This is a genomic window from Streptomyces sp. NPDC059169 (genome assembly GCF_042755225.1).
Taxonomy (GTDB): Bacteria; Actinomycetota; Actinomycetes; order Streptomycetales; family Streptomycetaceae; genus Streptomyces.
Genome location: NZ_JBHZCF010000009.1, coordinates 44489 through 61235, shown reverse-complemented (window position 1 = coordinate 61235; position 16747 = coordinate 44489). Strand labels below are relative to the sequence as shown.

General features: G+C 72.7%; 15 protein-coding genes. 8 read left to right on the top strand and 7 right to left on the bottom strand.

All coding sequences use genetic code 11. The features are described from left to right. Positions 1–29: 29 nt before the first annotated feature. Positions 30–1211 (bottom strand): fatty acid biosynthesis transcriptional regulator FasR, encoded by a 1182-nt coding sequence (gene fasR, locus ACFXOM_RS18335; RefSeq protein WP_384937505.1) that lies wholly within the window; start codon positions 1209–1211, stop codon positions 30–32. 115 nt (positions 1212–1326) lie between these two features. Between fasR and ACFXOM_RS18330 the strand changes: the two genes are divergently transcribed. Next, on the top strand, positions 1327–1983 hold the full coding sequence (locus ACFXOM_RS18330) for a pirin family protein (RefSeq protein ID WP_384937502.1): 657 nt from the start codon (positions 1327–1329) through the stop codon (positions 1981–1983). 249 nt (positions 1984–2232) lie between these two features. On the opposite strand, the gene ACFXOM_RS18325 is transcribed toward ACFXOM_RS18330, so the two are convergent. After that, positions 2233–3420, bottom strand: a complete 1188-nt coding sequence (locus ACFXOM_RS18325) for an Ig-like domain-containing protein (protein ID WP_384937499.1) — start codon at positions 3418–3420, stop codon at positions 2233–2235. A 354-nt stretch (positions 3421–3774) separates the two neighbouring features. Between ACFXOM_RS18325 and ACFXOM_RS18320 the strand changes: the two genes are divergently transcribed. The 5 genes from ACFXOM_RS18320 to ACFXOM_RS18300 all read left to right on the top strand — a co-directional run bounded on the left by ACFXOM_RS18320 (position 3775) and on the right by ACFXOM_RS18300 (position 9722). Next, positions 3775–4911 (top strand): lipid II:glycine glycyltransferase FemX, encoded by a 1137-nt coding sequence (locus tag ACFXOM_RS18320; RefSeq protein WP_384937528.1) that lies wholly within the window; start codon positions 3775–3777, stop codon positions 4909–4911. 395 nt (positions 4912–5306) lie between these two features. Further along, a complete protein-coding gene (gene murJ, locus ACFXOM_RS18315) occupies positions 5307–6872 on the top strand; it encodes a murein biosynthesis integral membrane protein MurJ (protein WP_384937525.1) in 1566 nt (521 codons plus the stop codon). Between the two features lie 20 nt (positions 6873–6892). Beyond that, entirely contained in the window at positions 6893–7573 is a 681-nt protein-coding gene (locus tag ACFXOM_RS18310; RefSeq protein WP_384937497.1) for a response regulator, read from the top strand. Continuing rightward, complete coding sequence (locus tag ACFXOM_RS18305) at positions 7570–9093, top strand: sensor histidine kinase (protein ID WP_385038458.1); 1524 nt, start codon at positions 7570–7572, stop codon at positions 9091–9093. Before ACFXOM_RS18310 ends, ACFXOM_RS18305 begins: the two co-directional genes overlap by 4 nt. Next, complete coding sequence (locus ACFXOM_RS18300; protein ID WP_384937491.1) at positions 9090–9722, top strand: hypothetical protein; 633 nt, start codon at positions 9090–9092, stop codon at positions 9720–9722. Before ACFXOM_RS18305 ends, ACFXOM_RS18300 begins: the two co-directional genes overlap by 4 nt. A 93-nt stretch (positions 9723–9815) precedes the next feature. Here ACFXOM_RS18300 and ACFXOM_RS18295 read toward each other — a convergent pair whose 3' ends face one another. Beyond that, complete coding sequence (locus tag ACFXOM_RS18295) at positions 9816–10631, bottom strand: serine hydrolase domain-containing protein (RefSeq protein WP_384946275.1); 816 nt, start codon at positions 10629–10631, stop codon at positions 9816–9818. A 206-nt stretch (positions 10632–10837) separates the two neighbouring features. Here ACFXOM_RS18295 and ACFXOM_RS18290 point away from each other — a divergent pair, with 206 nt between their 5' ends. Further along, complete coding sequence (locus ACFXOM_RS18290; RefSeq protein WP_384937486.1) at positions 10838–11290, top strand: MerR family transcriptional regulator; 453 nt, start codon at positions 10838–10840, stop codon at positions 11288–11290. 5 nt (positions 11291–11295) lie between these two features. Further along, positions 11296–12309 carry an aldo/keto reductase gene (locus ACFXOM_RS18285; protein WP_384937483.1) on the top strand — a complete coding sequence of 338 codons (1014 nt, stop codon included), beginning with the start codon at positions 11296–11298 and terminating at the stop codon, positions 12307–12309. Between the two features lie 86 nt (positions 12310–12395). On the opposite strand, the gene ACFXOM_RS18280 is transcribed toward ACFXOM_RS18285, so the two are convergent. The 4 genes from ACFXOM_RS18280 to ACFXOM_RS18265 all read right to left on the bottom strand — a co-directional run bounded on the left by ACFXOM_RS18280 (position 12396) and on the right by ACFXOM_RS18265 (position 16685). Further along, positions 12396–13076, bottom strand: a complete 681-nt coding sequence (locus ACFXOM_RS18280) for a response regulator (protein WP_384937481.1) — start codon at positions 13074–13076, stop codon at positions 12396–12398. Next, positions 13073–14377, bottom strand: coding sequence for a sensor histidine kinase (locus ACFXOM_RS18275; RefSeq protein ID WP_384937478.1), 1305 nt, complete (start codon positions 14375–14377; stop codon positions 13073–13075). The genes ACFXOM_RS18280 and ACFXOM_RS18275 overlap by 4 nt, the downstream gene beginning before the upstream one ends. 143 nt (positions 14378–14520) lie before the next feature. Continuing rightward, complete coding sequence (locus tag ACFXOM_RS18270; RefSeq protein WP_384937475.1) at positions 14521–15387, bottom strand: DUF4429 domain-containing protein; 867 nt, start codon at positions 15385–15387, stop codon at positions 14521–14523. An 86-nt stretch (positions 15388–15473) separates the two neighbouring features. After that, positions 15474–16685, bottom strand: a complete 1212-nt coding sequence (locus tag ACFXOM_RS18265) for an alpha/beta hydrolase (RefSeq protein WP_384946252.1) — start codon at positions 16683–16685, stop codon at positions 15474–15476. Positions 16686–16747: the final 62 nt, after the last annotated feature.

The following is a 16747-nucleotide window of genomic DNA, read 5'->3' as shown; positions in this document are numbered from 1 at the left end:
CAGGGGAATTGTCGGTGTCCAACAAAATCCTAGGGTTGTTGATCGCCCTCTACCAGACGCCCGAGGATGAGTGCGATCCGGAGAGTGAACGCGGAGCGGACATCTGACGGTGACCATCCGGTGACGTCCGTCACACGTCGGAGCCGGTAGCGGACGGTGTTGGGGTGGACGAAAAGCATCCGGGCCGCGCCCTCCAGGCTGCTCGCCTGCTCCAGGTAGACACTCAGGGTCTCGAGCAGCGCGGAGCCGGCTTCCTCCAGCGGTCTGTAGATCTCCTCCACCAGCTGCTCGCGCGCGGAAGGATCGCCCGCGATGGCGCGCTCCGGCAGCAGATCGTCGGCCAGCACCGGCCGCGGCGCGTCCTGCCAGGCGGAGCAGGCCTTCAGCCCGGCCGCCGCGGCCTGCGCGGACTTCGTCGCCGCCAGTAGGTCGGGCACCACGGGACCGGCGACCACCGGCCCGGCCGCGTACGGGCCGATCAGGGATTTGGCCACGTGCAGCGGGCTGTCGCTGCCGCCCGCGATGACGACGAGCCGGTCGCCGAGCACACCGGTCAGCACCTGCAGCTTCGCGTGCCGGGCGGCGCGTCGGATCGCCTCCACCGTCAGCTCGCTGTCCCCGTCCGGCGCCGTCCCCAGCACCACACAGACGTGCTCGGGCGAGTTCCAGCCGAGTGCCGCGGCGCGGCTCACCGCACCCTCGTCCGCTTCGCCGGACAGCACCGCGTTCACCACGAGCGATTCGAGCCGGGCGTCCCAGGCGCCGCGCGCCTCGGCGGCCTGCGCGTACACCTGGGCCGTCGCGAAGGCGATCTCCCGGGCGTAGACGAGCAGTGCCTCGCGCAGCACCGATTCGTCCCCCGGCGCGGCGACCTCCTCGATCGCCGCCTCCATGACCTCGATGGTGGTCCGCACCATCTCCACGGTCTGGCGCAGGGTGATCGCGCGGGTCAGCTCGCGCGGAGCCGTGCCGAAGACGTCGGTCGAGATCGCCTGCGGGGTCTCGGGATGCCGGAACCACTCCGTGAACGCGGCGATGCCGGCCTGGGCGACCAGACCGATCCAGGACCGGTTCTCCGGTGGCATCGCCCGGTACCACGGCAGCGTCTCGTCCATGCGGGCGATGGCGTTCGCGGCGAGCCGCCCGGAGGACTGCTCCAGGCGCTTGAGTGTCGCGGAATGCGGATGGGCGGCGTTCGCGGGTTCAGGCACGGGGACAAGAGTGCCTTATCGGGACGGCCGAGCGGAGTGGCGGGTCCGGGCGGGCGGGTGGCCCGCGGTGCCCCCGTACCGGCACACGAGGGGGTGCGCCCCCTACGGTAGGGGGGTGATTTCCGTTCGGCGCGCCGAAGAGCGCTACCGCGGTGGTGACGCCGCCGCCGGCATCGAGTCCTGGCACGCCCTGTCCTTCGGTGGGTTCTACGACCCGGACAACCTCCGCTTCGGGGCGGTCCTCGCCTGCAACGAGGAGCGGCTCGCCCCCGGGGCCGGTTTCGACGAGCATCCGCACAGCCACACCGAGATCGTGACCTGGGTGGTGGAGGGCGAGCTGACCCACCGGGACTCCACGGGGCGCGCCACTGTGGTGCGGCCCGGGGACGTGCAGCGGCTCAGCGCTGCGGGCGGGGTGCGGCACGCCGAGCGCAACGACGGGGACGCCCCCCTGGTGTTCGTGCAGATGTGGCTCGCCCCCCGGGATCCGGGCGGCGAGCCCTCGTACGAGGTCGTGCGCGGCATCGCCGACTCCACGCCCTACGCACTGCCGGCCGCGGGGGCGCTGCTGCACGTGCGGCGTTTGGTGGCGGACGCGCGGACGGCCGTCCCGGACGCCTCCTCCGTGTACGTGCACGTCGTGCGCGGTGTGCTGCGGCTCGCCGGCGACGACCTGGGCCCCGGGGACGCGGCGCGGATCACGGACGCCGAGGGGCTGGAGCTCGTCGCCGCCGGGGACGCCGAGGTCCTGATGTGGGAGATGACCGGCTGAGCGGTGCGTGCGCCGGGCTCGCCGCGTCCGCTGCGGTGGACGGCGGTCCCGCACGGACCGGACCGTTCGTGGGCCGGGCCCGGTGCGCCCTTCGGGCACGAACGCGGCGACCGCCGTGGAGGACGTCCGGCGTGCGCGGCGACCGCCGCGGCGAGGCCCGGTGTGGTGTGCGAGACCCCTCCGGGCGCCGGTGCCAGCCCGCACCGCCGCTGCGTCCGGCGCCCCACGGTCGCGTCGGTGTGCCGGACGTCAGCGCAGGGCGCTCCGCCCCTGCCAGTCCGTCCACGACACGTTCCACGCGCCGAACCCGTTGCCCGGTGCCACCACGCCCTTGGTCTCCGCCCCCTTGATCTCGAACGGGTCACCGGGCCGGACCTGGGCGTAGAACCACGCGGCGTCCTCGTCGCCCATCCCGATGCAGCCCGAACTCCGGTTGGCGTTGCCGAAGTACCGGGCGTTCCACGGAGCGGCGTGTGCGTACATCCCGGACCAGGTCAGCCGCATCGAGTAGTCGACCATCTTGTCGTAGGCGTCGCCCAGCCCCACGGTCTCGGAGTTCATGTTGATCGTGCCCTCCTTGGCCATCAGGACGGCCGTTCCGTGCCAGGAACGCTTGTCACCGCCGGGCGTTCCGCCGGAGACCGGGATCTTCCGCACCACCTTGCCGTCACGCTCCAGCGTCAGCCGGTGGCTGTCGAGGTCGACCTTGACGATCTGACGGGCCCCGACGGTGAAGGAGGTCCGGTAGTCGCGGACGAACCAACCGCCGTCCCCGCCGGAGTCCGTGCCGTTCAGCTGGGCGTCGAGCGTGACCTTCGTACCCGACTTCCAGTAGTCCTTCGGCCGCCAGTCCACGCGGTCCTTGCCCGACCAGTCCTTCAGCCAGCCCCAGGAGCCCTCCGTGCCGTCCGAGGCGGTGACCTTCAACTGCCGCTCCACCTCTGCCTTGTTCGTCACCGGGCGGTCGAAGACGAGCGAGACGGGCTGTGCGACGCCGACGGTGGTGGCGTTCCCCGGCCGCCAGTCCACCTTGTTGACCCGCTCGGCCTCGGCGGTCGTGAAGGAGGACCTGCTGGTGCCCGCCGTGCCGCCCGGGGAGCGGGTCGATGCCGTCACGGTGTACGTCGTGCCGGGAGCGGCCTTGCGGTCCGACGTCCAGACGGTTCCGCCGGCCGACAGCTTGCCCGTGAGCGCCCTGCCCTTGCCGTCGGTGACGCCGACCGAGGCCAGACTGCCGCCCTTCGCCGTCACCTTGACCGGCTCGCCGGCTCCGGCACCGCGGCCGTTCGGGGTGACGGAGACGGACACGGACGCGTCCGCCGCCGCACCACCGCCCTTGGCGTCGGCCCGGGAGGGAGCGTTGCCGGACGAGCAGGCGGTGAGCGGCGCGAGCAGCAGCACCGCTGCCGTGGCGACGCGCACACGTATGGGGTTCACGGGGGACCTCCGTTGTGGAAGAAGGCGGCTCTGGCGCGGGGCGGGCGCGCCGACGGGTCGAAGGTGACTCTAGGACGGGAGAAGAGCAGGTGAACGAGGTGGTGGCAGTGTGACGGCGACTGGTGAGAAACGGTCATGGTCCGGTCACATTCGCCGCGCGGGGCGGTCACGCGCGGCTGTGAACATCTCGGCGTTCCCCACAGAGAGGTTCACACTGTGTCAGCGCTGCTCGTCACGGATGCCGGCGGCGGCCGGGATGACCGCCGCCACGAGGACCGGGGCCGGGGCCACCACGAACCGGCGGATCGCACACGAGCGGACCGGGTACGGAACGCCCGCGGCGGGGGCCTCCGGCTGGAACCCGTCTCCCCGGACACCTACCGCACGTTCCTGGCTTCCCGCGCGGGCGCACAGCTCGGTGCCGGGTTCCTCCAGTGCCCGTCCTGGGCCCAGGTCAAGGAGGGCTGGCGGGCCCTGTTGCTCGGCTGGGGCGCCCAGCCGCAGAACGGGGACCTGTCGGGGGTGGCCCTGGTGCTGCTGCGTCAGTTGCCGGGCACCCGCAAGCACTTCGCCTATCTTCCCGAGGGACCCGTCGTCGACTGGGCCGACCCGGAGATCGACCGTTGGCTCACCCCGCTGCTGCGGTACCTGCGGGAGGCCGGGGCCTTCGCCGTGCGCATCGGTCCTTCGCCGGCCTACCGCCGTTGGCAGGCGTCCCGCCTCAAGTCGCAGACGGGCAGCGGCCGGAGCCTGGGTGACGTCCTCGCCAGTGAGGTGGACCCGCTGGGCACCGCGGTCGGCGAACGGCTGCGCGCACGGGGCTGGCAGCGGTGCGGTGGCGACGGGTCCGGGGACGACGGGGACGCGCAGCCCCGTCACGTCTTCCACGTGCCGCTCTCCGGGCGGACCACGGAGGACCTGTGGGCCGGGCTCAACCAGGAGTGGCGGCGCAACGTCCGCCGCGCCCGGAGGGAGGGTGTCGAGGTGGTGGTCGGCAGCGCCGCGGACCTCCCTGAGTTCTACCGCCTCCTGAGGATCACCGAGGAGCGCGACGGCTTCCGGCTGGGCCGTTCGCTCGCGTACTACGAGCGCCAGTACGCGGCCCTCAACGCCGAGGAGCCGGGGCGGATGGAGTTGTACCTCGCGCGCCACCGCGGCGAGGTGCTCGCCGCCCACACGATGATCACGGTGGGCAACCGGGTGTGGTACCAGACCGGTGCCTCGGCGGACCACCGCCGCGAGGTCCGGCCGTCCAACGCCCTCCAGTGGCAGATGCTCCTGCACGCCCGGGCACGGGGGGCCCACGTCTACGACATGCGCGGGGTACCCTCCACACTTGACCCCGACGAACGCGCGTACGGGCTGCTGCGCTGGAAGCTCGGCACCGGAGGCCAGGTCGTCGAGACGCTGGGGGAGTGGGAGAAACCTTTGGGCGGGACCGCCAACCACGCGCTTCACCGAGCCTTCCAGGCCTACTTGGCGCGCCGGTGAGCGCCACGGCCGGTCAGGACGGGAGGCGACCGACCGACACCACCGCGCGGGCGCGCGGGTCCCTGCCGGGGGCGCGGGACGGAAGCGGCGACGACCGTGCGGCACGGTCCGACGGTGCGCCCGTGGACCGGAGCGTCCAGCGGGCCGAAACCGCACGAGGGGCAGGCACCCGGCCGGGGGGCGACCGCAGCCCCGGTGCCGCGAGCTCCCCGGGCGTCCGGCCCGGCGAGGAACTGCCCGGTGGTACGGCCCGGATCGCCGCACCTTCGGGTGCCGCGGTCTCCGGCGGGACCGTCAACGACGCTGCACGGCACGGCGGTTCGCCGACCGGCGACCCGGCCCCGGCGCACCACCCGGATGCGGAGGACGGCTCGGCGCTGCGCAGCGGTGCCGTCATGGCGGCCGGGTCCGTCGTCTCCCGCGCCACCGGGTTCGTCCGGTCCGCGGTGGTCGCCGCGGCGCTCGGCGTCGGACTGACGGCCGACGGCTACGCGGTCGGCAACTCCCTCCCCACGATCGTCTATACCCTGCTCCTCGGTGGCGCGCTGAACGCCGTCTTCGTCCCCGAACTGGTCAAGGCGGCCAAGGAGCACGAGGACGGCGGCGCCGCCTACACCGACCGGTTGCTCACCGTCTGCGTGGTCGCCCTGCTCGCGATCACCGGGGCCGCGGTGTGGGCGGCGCCCGCGATCATCGGCAGCTACACGGACTACACCGGCGGGCAGGCCGCCATGACCGTCGCCTTCGCCCGCTACTGCCTGCCGCAGATCTTCTTCCTCGGGTTGTTCACCCTGCTCGGGCAAGTGCTGAACGCGCGCGGCCGGTTCGGCGCCATGATGTGGACGCCGGTCCTCAACAACGTCGTGGTCATCGCCGTCTTCGGCCTCTTCCTGGCGACGAGTGACGGGGGAACCCTCACCCCGGCGGAGACCGCCCTGCTCGGTTGGGGCACCACGGCCGGGATAGCCGTCCAGGCGCTCGCCCTCGTGCCCGTGCTGCGTGCGGCCCGCTTCCGCTGGCGCCCGCGCCTCGACTGGCGGGGCAGCGGTCTGACCAGGCCGCTGCGGTCGGCCGGGTGGCTGGTGCTGCTGGTGCTCACCAATCAGCTCGCCTACTGGACCACCACGCGGCTGGCCACGGCCGCGGGCAGCGCGGCAGCTGCCGCAGGCATCGACGGCGGCGCCGGGTTCAGCGCGTACAACAACGCCTACCAGGTGTGGGCCGTGCCCCACGGCATCGTGACCGTCTCCCTGGTCACCGCGCTGATGCCGCGGATGAGCCGGGCAGCGGTGGACGGGGACACCGGGAGCGTGCGGCGCGACGTCTCCTACGCCCTGCGCAGCAGCGCGGCCGTCGTCGTCCCCGCCGCGTGCGTGCTGTTCGCGCTCGCACGACCGGTGATGGCCGCCGCCTTCCAGTACGGGCAGACCGACGAAGGTGACATCGGCGTCATGTCGGGCACCCTGATGGCCTTCGCACCCGGCCTGATCGCCTTCTCCGGGCAGTACGTCCTCTCCCGCGCCTTCTACGCGCTCTCCGACACCCGCACCCCCTTCCTGCTGAACCTGGTGATCGCCGGCCTCAACGCGGGCCTGTCGGTCGTGGCCTACGTGCTGCTGCCCGCCCGCTGGGCGGTGACCGGCATGGCCGCCGCGTACGGGCTGGCGCTGTGCACGGGCTGGGCACTGACGGGGTACGTGCTGAGCCGCAGGCTGTCCGCCCCGCGGCCGTGGCGCTCACCCGCCCTCGCCGCCCACGCCCGGCTGCTGGTCGCCGCAGTCCCGGCCGGGGTGCTCGGGCACCTCGCGGCCCGGCAGTGCGCGCCGCTGGGCGCGGTCGCTTCCCTCGCGGCCGGCGCGCTGGTGATCGCCGCCGCCTTCGCGCTGCTCGCCCGGCCCCTGCGGCTCCACGAACTCCACACCCTCCTCGCGGGCGCCCGCAAGCGACTCGCCCGGCGCTGACTCCACCAGGGAATCCACCGATGCCACGCGTGCTCCTCGTCGAAGACGACCCCTCGGTACGGGAAGGAGTCGAACTCGGGCTGCGCCGCCGCGGCCACGAGGTACGGTCGGCGGCCACGGGGGAGGCGGGCCTCGCCGCGCTCGGCGAGTTCCGCCCCGACCTGGTGCTCCTCGACCTGATGCTGCCCGGGATGAACGGCGTACAGGTCTGCCGCCGGATCCGGGAGAGCAGCCAACTGCCGATCATCATGCTCACCGCCCGGGGCGACGACTTCGACGTCGTGGTCGGCCTGGAGGCCGGCGCCGACGACTACATCGTCAAACCGGCACGCACCGAGGTGATCGAGGCTCGGATCCGTGCCGTGTTGCGCCGGATGGAGGACTCCGGGGGGCGGCAGGCCGTGGAGCACCACGGTGAACTCTCCATCGACCGGGTGGGACTCGCCGTCGCGAAGTCCGGTCGGCCCCTCGCCCTCGCGCCTTCCGAGCTGAGACTGCTGCTGCACCTCTCCGCGGCCCCCGAACAGGTTTTCAGCAGGCAGCAGTTGCTGGAGCACGTGTGGGAGCACAGCTACCACGCGGACGCGCGGCTGGTGGACGCCTGCGTACGCCGCCTGCGCAACAAGATCGAGGACGAGGCGGGGCGTCCCCGCTACATACAGACCCTGCGGGGCTTCGGCTACCGCTTCGGGCCGCTGTGAGCTCCGCCTCCCGGCCCGACTCCGGCCGCGGGCGGCGAGCGCGCCGCATCGCCGCCTTCGGACTGCGTACCCGGCTCGTCCTCGCGTTCCTGCTGGTCGCCGCGGTCAGCGCCGGAACCACCGCCGCCCTGACCTACCGGGAGGCGCGCAACGCCGTGTTGGAGACCGCCCAGGACACGGCGGTCTCCTCGTTCCGCGACCACATCCAGCAGTTGGGGATTGCCCTCCCCGTGGGCCCGTCGGACTGGCAGTGGCTGCTCCGCGACATCGCCCGCAAGGGCAAGCCGCACCCCTGGGTGGTCTTCGCGGAGTACGGCTCCCTCAGGATGTCGTCGGGAACCAGCCCCACGTCCACCGTGATCACCCCCGAGCTGCGCCGTGCCGCCAAGGGCAATCCCCGCGGGAGCTTCCAACGGGTCGTCAAGAACGGCGTGCCGTACCTGACCATGGGCATGCCCACGGTCTTCAAGGTCGGCCCGGGCGGCACCTTGTCCACGGGTCTCGTGCTGTACGCCGTCATGCGCATGAGCGAGGAACAGACCAACGTCGAGGCCCTGGTGACAGCAGCACGGGACGGCGCGCTGCCCGGACTCGGCATCGCCCTGGTGCCCGCGCTGATCGCCGCGCGCAGCGTGCTGCGCCCGGTGCGCGAGCTGCGGCAAGCCGCCCACAGCATGGGGCGGGGGCGCCTCGACACCCGCATCCGGGTCAGGGGTAGCGACGAACTCGCCGATCTGGCGAGTACGTTCAACGAGTCGGCGGGAGAGCTCGAACGCTCGGTGCACGAACTGCGGCAGGCCGAGGCACGCGCCCGCCGCTTCGCCTCCGACGTCTCGCACGAACTGCGCACGCCGCTCGCCGGCATGCTCGCCGTCACCGAGGTGCTCGACGAAGACGCCGACCACCTGGACGCCGACACTGCTCGTGCCGTGCGGCTGATCAGCGCCGAGACGGGCAAACTCGCCGTGCTCGTCGAGGACTTGATGGAGATCTCCCGCTTCGACGCCCGCGCGGCCGAACTCAACACCGATGAGGTGGACGCCGCAGTAGCCATCCGCAAGACCCTGCAGAACCGACACTGGGCCGACGACCGGATCCGCACGGACCTGCCCGAGGGCATCCGGGTCCGCCTCGATCCGCGCCGCTTCGACCTGGTGATCGCCAACCTCGTCGGCAACGCCCTGCGACACGGTGCCTCGCCCGTCACCGTGCGGCTGCACACCCGGGTCGACGCGAAGGAGCACACCGACGGCGCGACGGGCGGACGGCCCCTGCTGGTCGTCGAGGTCGCCGACAGCGGTCCCGGGATCCTGCCCGACGCCCTCCCGCACATCTTCGACCGCTTCTACAAGGCCGACGCGGCCCGTACCCGCTCCGCGGGAAGCGGACTCGGACTGGCGATCACCCAGGAGAACGTGCGGCTGCACGGCGGCACCGTCCGCGCGGCGAACGGCCCGGCGGGCGTCGGCGCGGTCTTCACCGTGGAGATTCCGCTGCGCACGGGGGAGGAGACGGAGTGAGGCACCGCCGGCGCGGCACGGCCGTGCTGGTCGCCGTACTCGGCCTCGCCGGCTGCGGCATCCAGGAGACCGACGTCATCGAGGCGGGCGGCCCGGCGAAGGTCGACGTCTTCCCCGCCCGGGAGGGCAGGATGCTGCTCTTCTTCCGATCCCCCGACGGTGCACTGGTGCCGGTGGCCCGGCCGGTGGACGAAATCCGGTCGGGTCAGAAAGCCGACTCCGCAGCCGGCACGGGGAGCACCTCGAAGCCCCCGGTGACGACGGCCAAGACGATCGCGGCGCTGTTCGCCGGCCCGGTCGGGAAGGACAAGCTGTCCGGACTCGTCAGCGGACTCCCGCCGTTGGCGCCCGGGGGCCGTGTGGAGGTGCTGCTGCCCCGGGCGGAGGGCGAGGACGGGATCGAGGTCGTCGTGCCCGTCCCGGTCAGCGCGTTGGACGACACCGGGCTGCGGCAGGTGATCTGCACCGCCGCGTACAACGAGGACCCCGAGGGCCGCACCTTCGTGCGCGTGCGGGGTACGGACCGGCAGGTGGGGCCCGCACGGTGCGACGCCGACGTCGCGGCCGCGGGCGACGGCACCAGGGGGCTCCCGGGCCCGGTGCCTTCCGGCTCGGCCGCAGGCGGCTGATCCACCGGCCCGTCGGCGCCCGCCCGGTCCAGGGCGTGTCGCGAAAGTCCCTCCTGGCCTGCGGGCGGACGGAGCTACTTTCGCAACACGCCCCTAGCCACGCAGCTCCGCCAGTACCGCGTCGGTGAACGGCGGCCACGCCTCGATCGCCCACGGCCCGAAGGCGCGGTCGGTCAGCGCCACGCAGGCGGCCTGCGCGTCCGGGTCGATCCACAGGAAGGTGCCGGACTGGCCGAAGTGTCCGAAGGTGCGCGGCGAGGACGTCGCTCCCGTCCAGTGCGGCGACTTGGCGTCGCGGATCTCGAAGCCCAGACCCCAGTCGTTGGGCCGCTGGTGCCCGTAGCCCGGCAGGATCCCGGTCAGCCCGGGGTGCACGACGGACATGGCCTCGAGGACGGTCCTGGGGTCGAGCAGCCGTGGTGCCTGCACCTCCGCCGCGAACCTGACCAGGTCGTCGACGGTCGACACGGCGTCCTTGGCGGGCGAGCCTTCGAGGACCGTGGACGACATGCCGAGCGGCTCCAGCACGGCCTGCCGCAGGTACTCGGCGAACGGGATGTCCGTCGCCTTGGCGATGTGGTCGCCGAGGACCTCGAAGCCCGCGTTCGAGTACAGCCTGCGGGTCCCGGGCGGCGCCGTCACCCGGTGCTCGTCGAAGGCGAGCCCGCTGGTGTGCGCCAGCAGGTGGCGGACCGTGGAACCCGCGGGCCCGGCCGGCTCGTCCAGCTCGACGGCGCCCTCCTCGTAGGCGACGAGCACCGCGTAGGCGGCCAGCGGCTTGGTGACCGAGGCCAGCGGGAAGCGGTGCGCGGTCGGGCCGTACGCACCGGCGAGGGTGCCGTCCGCGCGGACGACGGCGGCGGCCGCGGTCGGGACGGGCCAGTTCTCGGTCAACGCGAGGCTCTGCATGCGTACGACCTTAAAGTACGACTTCACGGGGTGAGCCGCGCGTCCGGATCGGGGGTTGGGGACCAAGCCGAGCGAGGCGCACACGACGCGCCTTCCTGGGAGACCTGCAGATTGACCCGTGCGGACGCCGCTCCCCTTGCGTGCTCCCGCGCCGCCTCCGGATCATGCTTGCCTGGAGTGCACTCCAACGTTCTAGCGTGGAGGTCATGACGGTGCTGGAGACCACATCCGCAACGACCGACGTCTGCTCCGAGCCCCCCGCCCACCCGCGGCCCGAGGGGCAGGACCACTACACGATCAGCGAGGTCGTCGCCTGGACCGGCCTCAGCGCGCACACGCTGCGCTGGTACGAGCGGATCGGCCTCATGCCGCACATCGACCGTTCGCACGCCGGCCAGCGGCGCTTTCGCAACCGCGACCTCGACTGGCTGGGATTCGTCGCGAAGCTGCGGCTGACCGGAATGCCGGTCGCGGACATGGTCCGCTACGCCGAGCTGGTGCGCGAGGGCGACCACACCTTCGAGCAGCGGCGCGAGCTGCTGGAGGCGACGCGGTCCGACGTGCGCGCCCGGATCACGGAGCTCCGGACAGCGCTCACCGTCCTCGACTACAAGATCGGCATCTACGCGGACGCCCAGCGGGCGCCGGAGAGGGCTTGACACCGATGACCGGAAACAAGATCGAAAAGGTACGGCTCGGCACGGACGGTCCGGAGGTCGGGGTGCAGGGACTCGGCTGCATGGGCATGAGCGAGTTCTACGGCGACACCGACGAGTCCGCCGCACGCGACACCCTGGACGCGGCGCTGGAGGCGGGCGTCACGCTCTTCGACACCGCGGACGTGTACGGCCGCGGTGCCAACGAGGAGTTCCTGCGGCCGTTCGTGACCGCGCATCGCGACGAGATCACCCTCGCCACCAAGTTCTCGATCGTGCGGTCGGACGATCCGCACTTCCGGGGCATACGCAACGATCCTGCGTACGTCCGCGAGGCGGTCGAGAGCAGCCTCCGCCGCCTCGGCGTCGACGTGATCGACCTCTACTACATGCACCGGCGCGACCCCTCGGTCCCGCTCGCCGAGTCCGTGGGAGCGATGGCGGAGCTGGTCGCGGCGGGCAAGGTCAGGCACCTCGGGCTGAGCGAGGTCACGGGTGCGGAGCTGCGCGAGGCTCATGCCGTGCACCCGATCGCCGCGCTGCAGTCCGAGTGGTCGCTGTTCAGCCGCGACGTGGAGAAGAGCGCGGTGGGCGCGGCGGCCGAGCTCGGTGTGGCCATGGTGCCGTACTCGCCGCTCGGGCGGGGCTTCCTGACCGGTGCGTTCGCGGACGCCGGCAAGGAGCTGTCCGCGGGCGACTTCCGCGGCTACATGCCCCGTTTCACCGGGGCCAATGCGCAGGCCAACGCGGCCCTGCTGGAGCCGGTGAAGAAGGTCGCAGCGGCGCACGGGGCGACGCCCGCCCAGGTAGCGCTGGCCTGGGTGCAGCAGCAGGCCCGGGTGCACGACCTGACGGTGGTGCCGATTCCCGGGACGCGCAGGCGCAACCGTCTGGAGGAGAACGTGGGCGCGACCCGCATCGCGCTGAGCGCCGAGGAGCTGGCCCTGCTGGAGCCGATCGCCGGGCGCGTACTCGGCGACCGGTACCCCGACATGTCGTCGACGTCGGCAGCGAGGGAGTAGCTCGGGACCGTTCCGGCCGAACGGGCACGCACACGCAGGTCGAACGCGAAGGCCGTGATACCGGCCGCGGGGACCCTGCCGCCGCGCTAACGGTCGCCCGGGGTGACCAGGCCCGACTCGTACGCGAAGATCACCGCCTGGGCACGGTCTCGCAGACCGAGCTTGGACAGCACCCGGCCGATGTGGGTCTTGACCGTCTGTTCGGCGAGGACCAGATGGGCGGCGATCTCCTGGTTGGACAGCCCACGGGCGATCAGCTCCAGCACCTCGGTCTCGCGGGGGGTCAGGCCGTTCACGCGGAGCGCCGCGCGGTCCTTGCGGAGGGCCGGGCGCTGGGTGGCGAAGTCGGCTATCAGGCGGCGGGTCACCGAGGGCGCGAGCAGCGCCTCGCCCGCGGCGACCACCCGGACCGCGGAGATCAGGTCGGCGGGCGGGGCGTCCTTCAGCAGGAAGCCGGAGGCGCCCGCCCGCAGTGCCTCGTACACGTAGTCGTCCACGTCGAAGGTGGTCAGCATCAGCACCTTCGGGACGTGGACCACGCCCGGTGGTGGCTGGAGGATCTGTCGCGCCGCGGCCAATCCGTCCATCTCCGGCATCCGCACGTCCATCAGCGCCACGTCCGGGCGCGTGGAGCGGGCCACGTCGACGCCCTGCCGGCCGTCCGGTGCCTCTCCGACGACGTCGATGTCCGCCTGTGCGGCCAGCAGCGCGGCGAATCCCGCGCGCACCATGGCCTGGTCGTCGACGATGATCACGCGGATGGTCAACTCGGGTCCTTCCCGGTGGTCAGGGGCATGCGTGCGGCGATCCGGAAGCCACCGTCCGGCAGCGGACCGGTGTCGAGGGTGCCGCCGGTCAACCGTACGCGCTCCCGCATGCCGACCAGGCCGTGGCCGGTCCCCGCGGCCTCCAGCGGTGAAACCCGTTCTGCCGCCGGGCCGTTGACCACCAGGACCGTCAGGTGCTCCCGGTCCGCCGTGACCGACACCCGGGTCGCCGCGCCGGGTGCGTGCCGCACCACGTTCGCCAGGGCTTCCTGCACGATGCGGTACGCAGAGAGGTCCACCGCCTGAGGCACTTCGCCCAGCCCGGCAGGGAGGGACAGTTCGACCGGCACCCCGGCCCGGACGGTCGCCTCCACCAGCTGCTGCACCCGGTCGAGCCCGGGCTGCGGCGTCCGCTCCCCCTCCGAGCCGTCGCTGCGCAGCACCGCGAGCAGTCGCCGCATCTCCGCCAACGACTCCCGCGCACCGGAGGCGATCGTCGCGAACTCCTCCTGTGCGGCCGGCGGCAGCCCGTCGATCCGGTACGGCGCGGAGTCGGCCTGCACGGTGATCACCGACATGTGGTGTGCCACCACGTCGTGGAGTTCGCGGGCGATCCGCGCCCGTTCCTGCAGCAAGGTGCGCTGGGCGCGTTCGGCCTCGCTGATGGTCCGCTGCTCGGTGAGGCGCCGCTGGGCGTCGCCGCGCTCGCGCACGGCACCGCCGATGAGGAGCACGACGCCACTGAGGACGAACAGCAGGGTGCTGTTCTGGTTGCCGCGTCCTGAGGTCGAACTCAGGAGGAAGCCGACGGCACCCGTCAGCAGCCAGACCGTCACCAACGTGCGCCGGGGTTCCCGCAGGGCGAGCGCCAGCATCAGGAAGAGGTACCCGACGATGAGCGGTGGCGGCCACGGCCAGGAGGTGTGGGCGCGCTCGGGGAGCCCCGCCAGGTTCACCGCGCAGACGACGTCGACCGCGAAGACGATCCACCAGGCTTGGAGCGGGCGGTGCGCGATGAGCATCAGCGGGGCCGCGGATCCCGTGGCAACGGCCCCGGCGAGACCGGCGTTCACGCCGTAGTCGTGGGAGAGGACGTGGATGGTCGACGGCAGCAGACTGGCGGTGAGCGCGAGCACGACCAGGTGGGGAAGGAGGCGACGCCACCGTCGGGCGGAGCCGGCGAGCAGCGCGGTCGGTGCGTGCGCGGGATGGGCGAGGCCGCGCAGGGACTCGAGGACGTAGCGGGCGACGGCCGGGGGGCCGGCATCGGAGGGAGGAGCGGAGGGCGGCGTCTGGGACATGGCCAGGTCAAGCGTAGGCGGCTGCTCCCGCACGGGCGTCATACCGCGGTGCCGGGGTGGGGGTCATACCTCGGTATGACCCCCACCCCGGCACCGGAGCGGAAGGGGAACTGCCCGGTCGGGCCGCCGCACCCGTCCGACTCCTACAGCTCCGCCAGGAGCTCCGCCTTCTTCGCGGCGAACTCCGCGTCCGTGACCAGCCCCGCCCCGTGCAGCTCGCCCAGGTGCCTGATCCGATCCGCCACGGCCGCGGGGTCGCGGCCGGCCGTCGCCAGCACCGGCTGCGCGGGTGCCGCGCCGCGTACGGCATCCAGGACCGCGGCGGCGAACGGGAGGGATTCGTGGACCGGACCGTAGCCCAGGCCGAACACCACCGCGGCAGGGTCCTGGTCGGCCCGCGCGGGCCGGTCGGCGGCCGGGGAGGCCCCGTCGCGCATGACCAGGCGCAGGTAGCCGTCGGAGGCCTCCGGTGACCGCCATTCGACGCCGCTCAGTTCCGACACCGGGAAACTGCGGTCGCCCGCCTTCCACTTGGCGGTGGACGCCCCGCTCCACGACCAGCGGAACGAGACCCTGTCCCCGTCGAAGACCGCCTTCCCGTCGTACGCCTTGAACTGGAGCGGAGCCTCGACCGCGGACACCAGGTACGTCGCGCAGGGTTCGGGAGCGGGCCCGGGGATCACGGCGCGGAGCTCGTCCGCGTACTGCTCGGCGAGCGTCTCGTGCTTCGCGGGCAGCACCAGGCGGTACGGGTCGCAGCCCGCCTTGAGCTGTCCCGCGGCAGCGTCCATCAGCGGATCGGCGCCCGGTCTGGGTACCGCGTGCAGCACCACCGTGCCGCGCTTGCCCGGGGAGAGGGCCACCGACTCCAGCGCTTCGTGGGGGACGCGCCGTTCGCGCAGCGCTTGGAACAGCTTCGGTGTTCCGCGGTTCCCCCGTGTGAAGCGGATGAGTACGGCGTCCGGTTCGAACTCCCAGGTGGCATGAATTCCGGCCAGCACATCACCCATGCGCCTCATCGTAGGCGGCGGGCGGCTGATCGTCGCCCCCGTCAACCGACCGGACCCATGCACTCCGTCACGGGGCTCTACGCGCGTCAGACCTCTTCCGTACCGGAGATTCCGGTACGGCACGCACTGTTCCCCGCCGCACACGTCACGGTGCGGTACGAACCGACGCCTATCTCGGCGAAGTTGCTCAGACTCTCGGTGCCTGGCTCGAAATAGCCGGTGTGGCCCACCGCGCCCGCGGCGGACAGGACCCGCGCACCGAACTCGGGGGTCACCGGGTCGGCACCGTGTCCGAGCCCGCCGACCTCGAGGTAGGGCACGTCCTGGATCCAGTCGTCGCTGTCGCGCATCGCCCACACCCGGGCCGTCGTCCGCAGCTGCGCCGCGCTCTTGACGCGCATGCCGGGGCTGCCCGCGACCGCCATGTCGCCCACCCGCTGCGGCAGTTCGGGGGCAGCGACGCCACACACCACGGAGCCGTAGCTGTGGCAGAACAGCGACACCCGTGCCGCTCCGGGCAGTGCGCCGGTCATGGCCACGAGACGGGCCGCACCGCTCGTGGCGAGCCGGCCGGTGGAAGCGTCCAGGCCCAGCCCGGAAGGGGAGGTGTAGTCGGCCCAGGCGATGACCGCCGTGCGGGTCCAGGGGGCGGCCGTCCGCTGGGCGGCGTACAACGACTGCGCCATCCCCACCGGCGCCGAGAACCTCCGCTGGGTGCGCTCGAACGTCAGCAGGTCGGTGTCGACGCCCGGGACGACCACCGAGACCCGCTGGGCCCGGTCGAGATCACCGAAGACCTCGGCGACCCGGCCCCTGCCCGACGGGTCGAAGGCGAAGATCTGCCGGCCCGGGGAGAGCAGCGACTCGAAGCGGTGCATCCGCCGGGCGGCCTCCCTGCGGCCGTCCGGCGACAGCCTGGCGTCGTGCATCCGCCACTGTTCGACCCGGCGCGCCTGGGCGAGCGCGACCCGGTTGGCCCGGTAGCGCAGCGTGACCGGAGCTCCGTTCAGGTTGCCCACCACGAGCGGGTAGCGGTCGGCCAGTGCGGTTGCCCGCTTGGCGCTGATGGAGGCGAAGAATCCGGCCAGCACTCCGGGCGGCGCGTCGGCGTTGGGCAGCGCCAGCGGCCCCGTCCTGCCCTTCTCCCACGCGGCGAGAGCCGCGTTCCTCGGCTCGTCGGGACGGTGCTGGGGCCGGACGGCCGTCCAGCCCGTGGTCGCGAGCAGCACGAACACCACGGCAAGGGCGATGAGGGCGCGCGAGACGTTCAGAGTGGGGGAGGAGTCGAAAGCAGTCACTGAGGGGACAGCGTAGAGGCGGTCGAAGCGCGGCAACGACGACCGTGAGAGAGATCACGCGT

Excerpts from the sequence above, each read along its gene's own strand:
- ACFXOM_RS18270 (WP_384937475.1), bottom strand. The coding sequence starts at position 15,387 with ATGGGTGATGTGCTGGCCGGAATTCATGCCACCTGGGAGTTCGAACCG.
- ACFXOM_RS18310 (WP_384937497.1), top strand. The coding sequence starts at position 6,893 with ATGCCACGCGTGCTCCTCGTCGAAGACGACCCCTCGGTACGGGAAGGA.
- murJ (WP_384937525.1), top strand. The coding sequence starts at position 5,307 with ATGGCGGCCGGGTCCGTCGTCTCCCGCGCCACCGGGTTCGTCCGGTCC.
- ACFXOM_RS18295 (WP_384946275.1), bottom strand. The coding sequence starts at position 10,631 with ATGCAGAGCCTCGCGTTGACCGAGAACTGGCCCGTCCCGACCGCGGCC.
- ACFXOM_RS18275 (WP_384937478.1), bottom strand. The coding sequence starts at position 14,377 with ATGTCCCAGACGCCGCCCTCCGCTCCTCCCTCCGATGCCGGCCCCCCG.
- ACFXOM_RS18285 (WP_384937483.1), top strand. The coding sequence starts at position 11,296 with ATGACCGGAAACAAGATCGAAAAGGTACGGCTCGGCACGGACGGTCCG.
- ACFXOM_RS18290 (WP_384937486.1), top strand. The coding sequence starts at position 10,838 with ATGACGGTGCTGGAGACCACATCCGCAACGACCGACGTCTGCTCCGAG.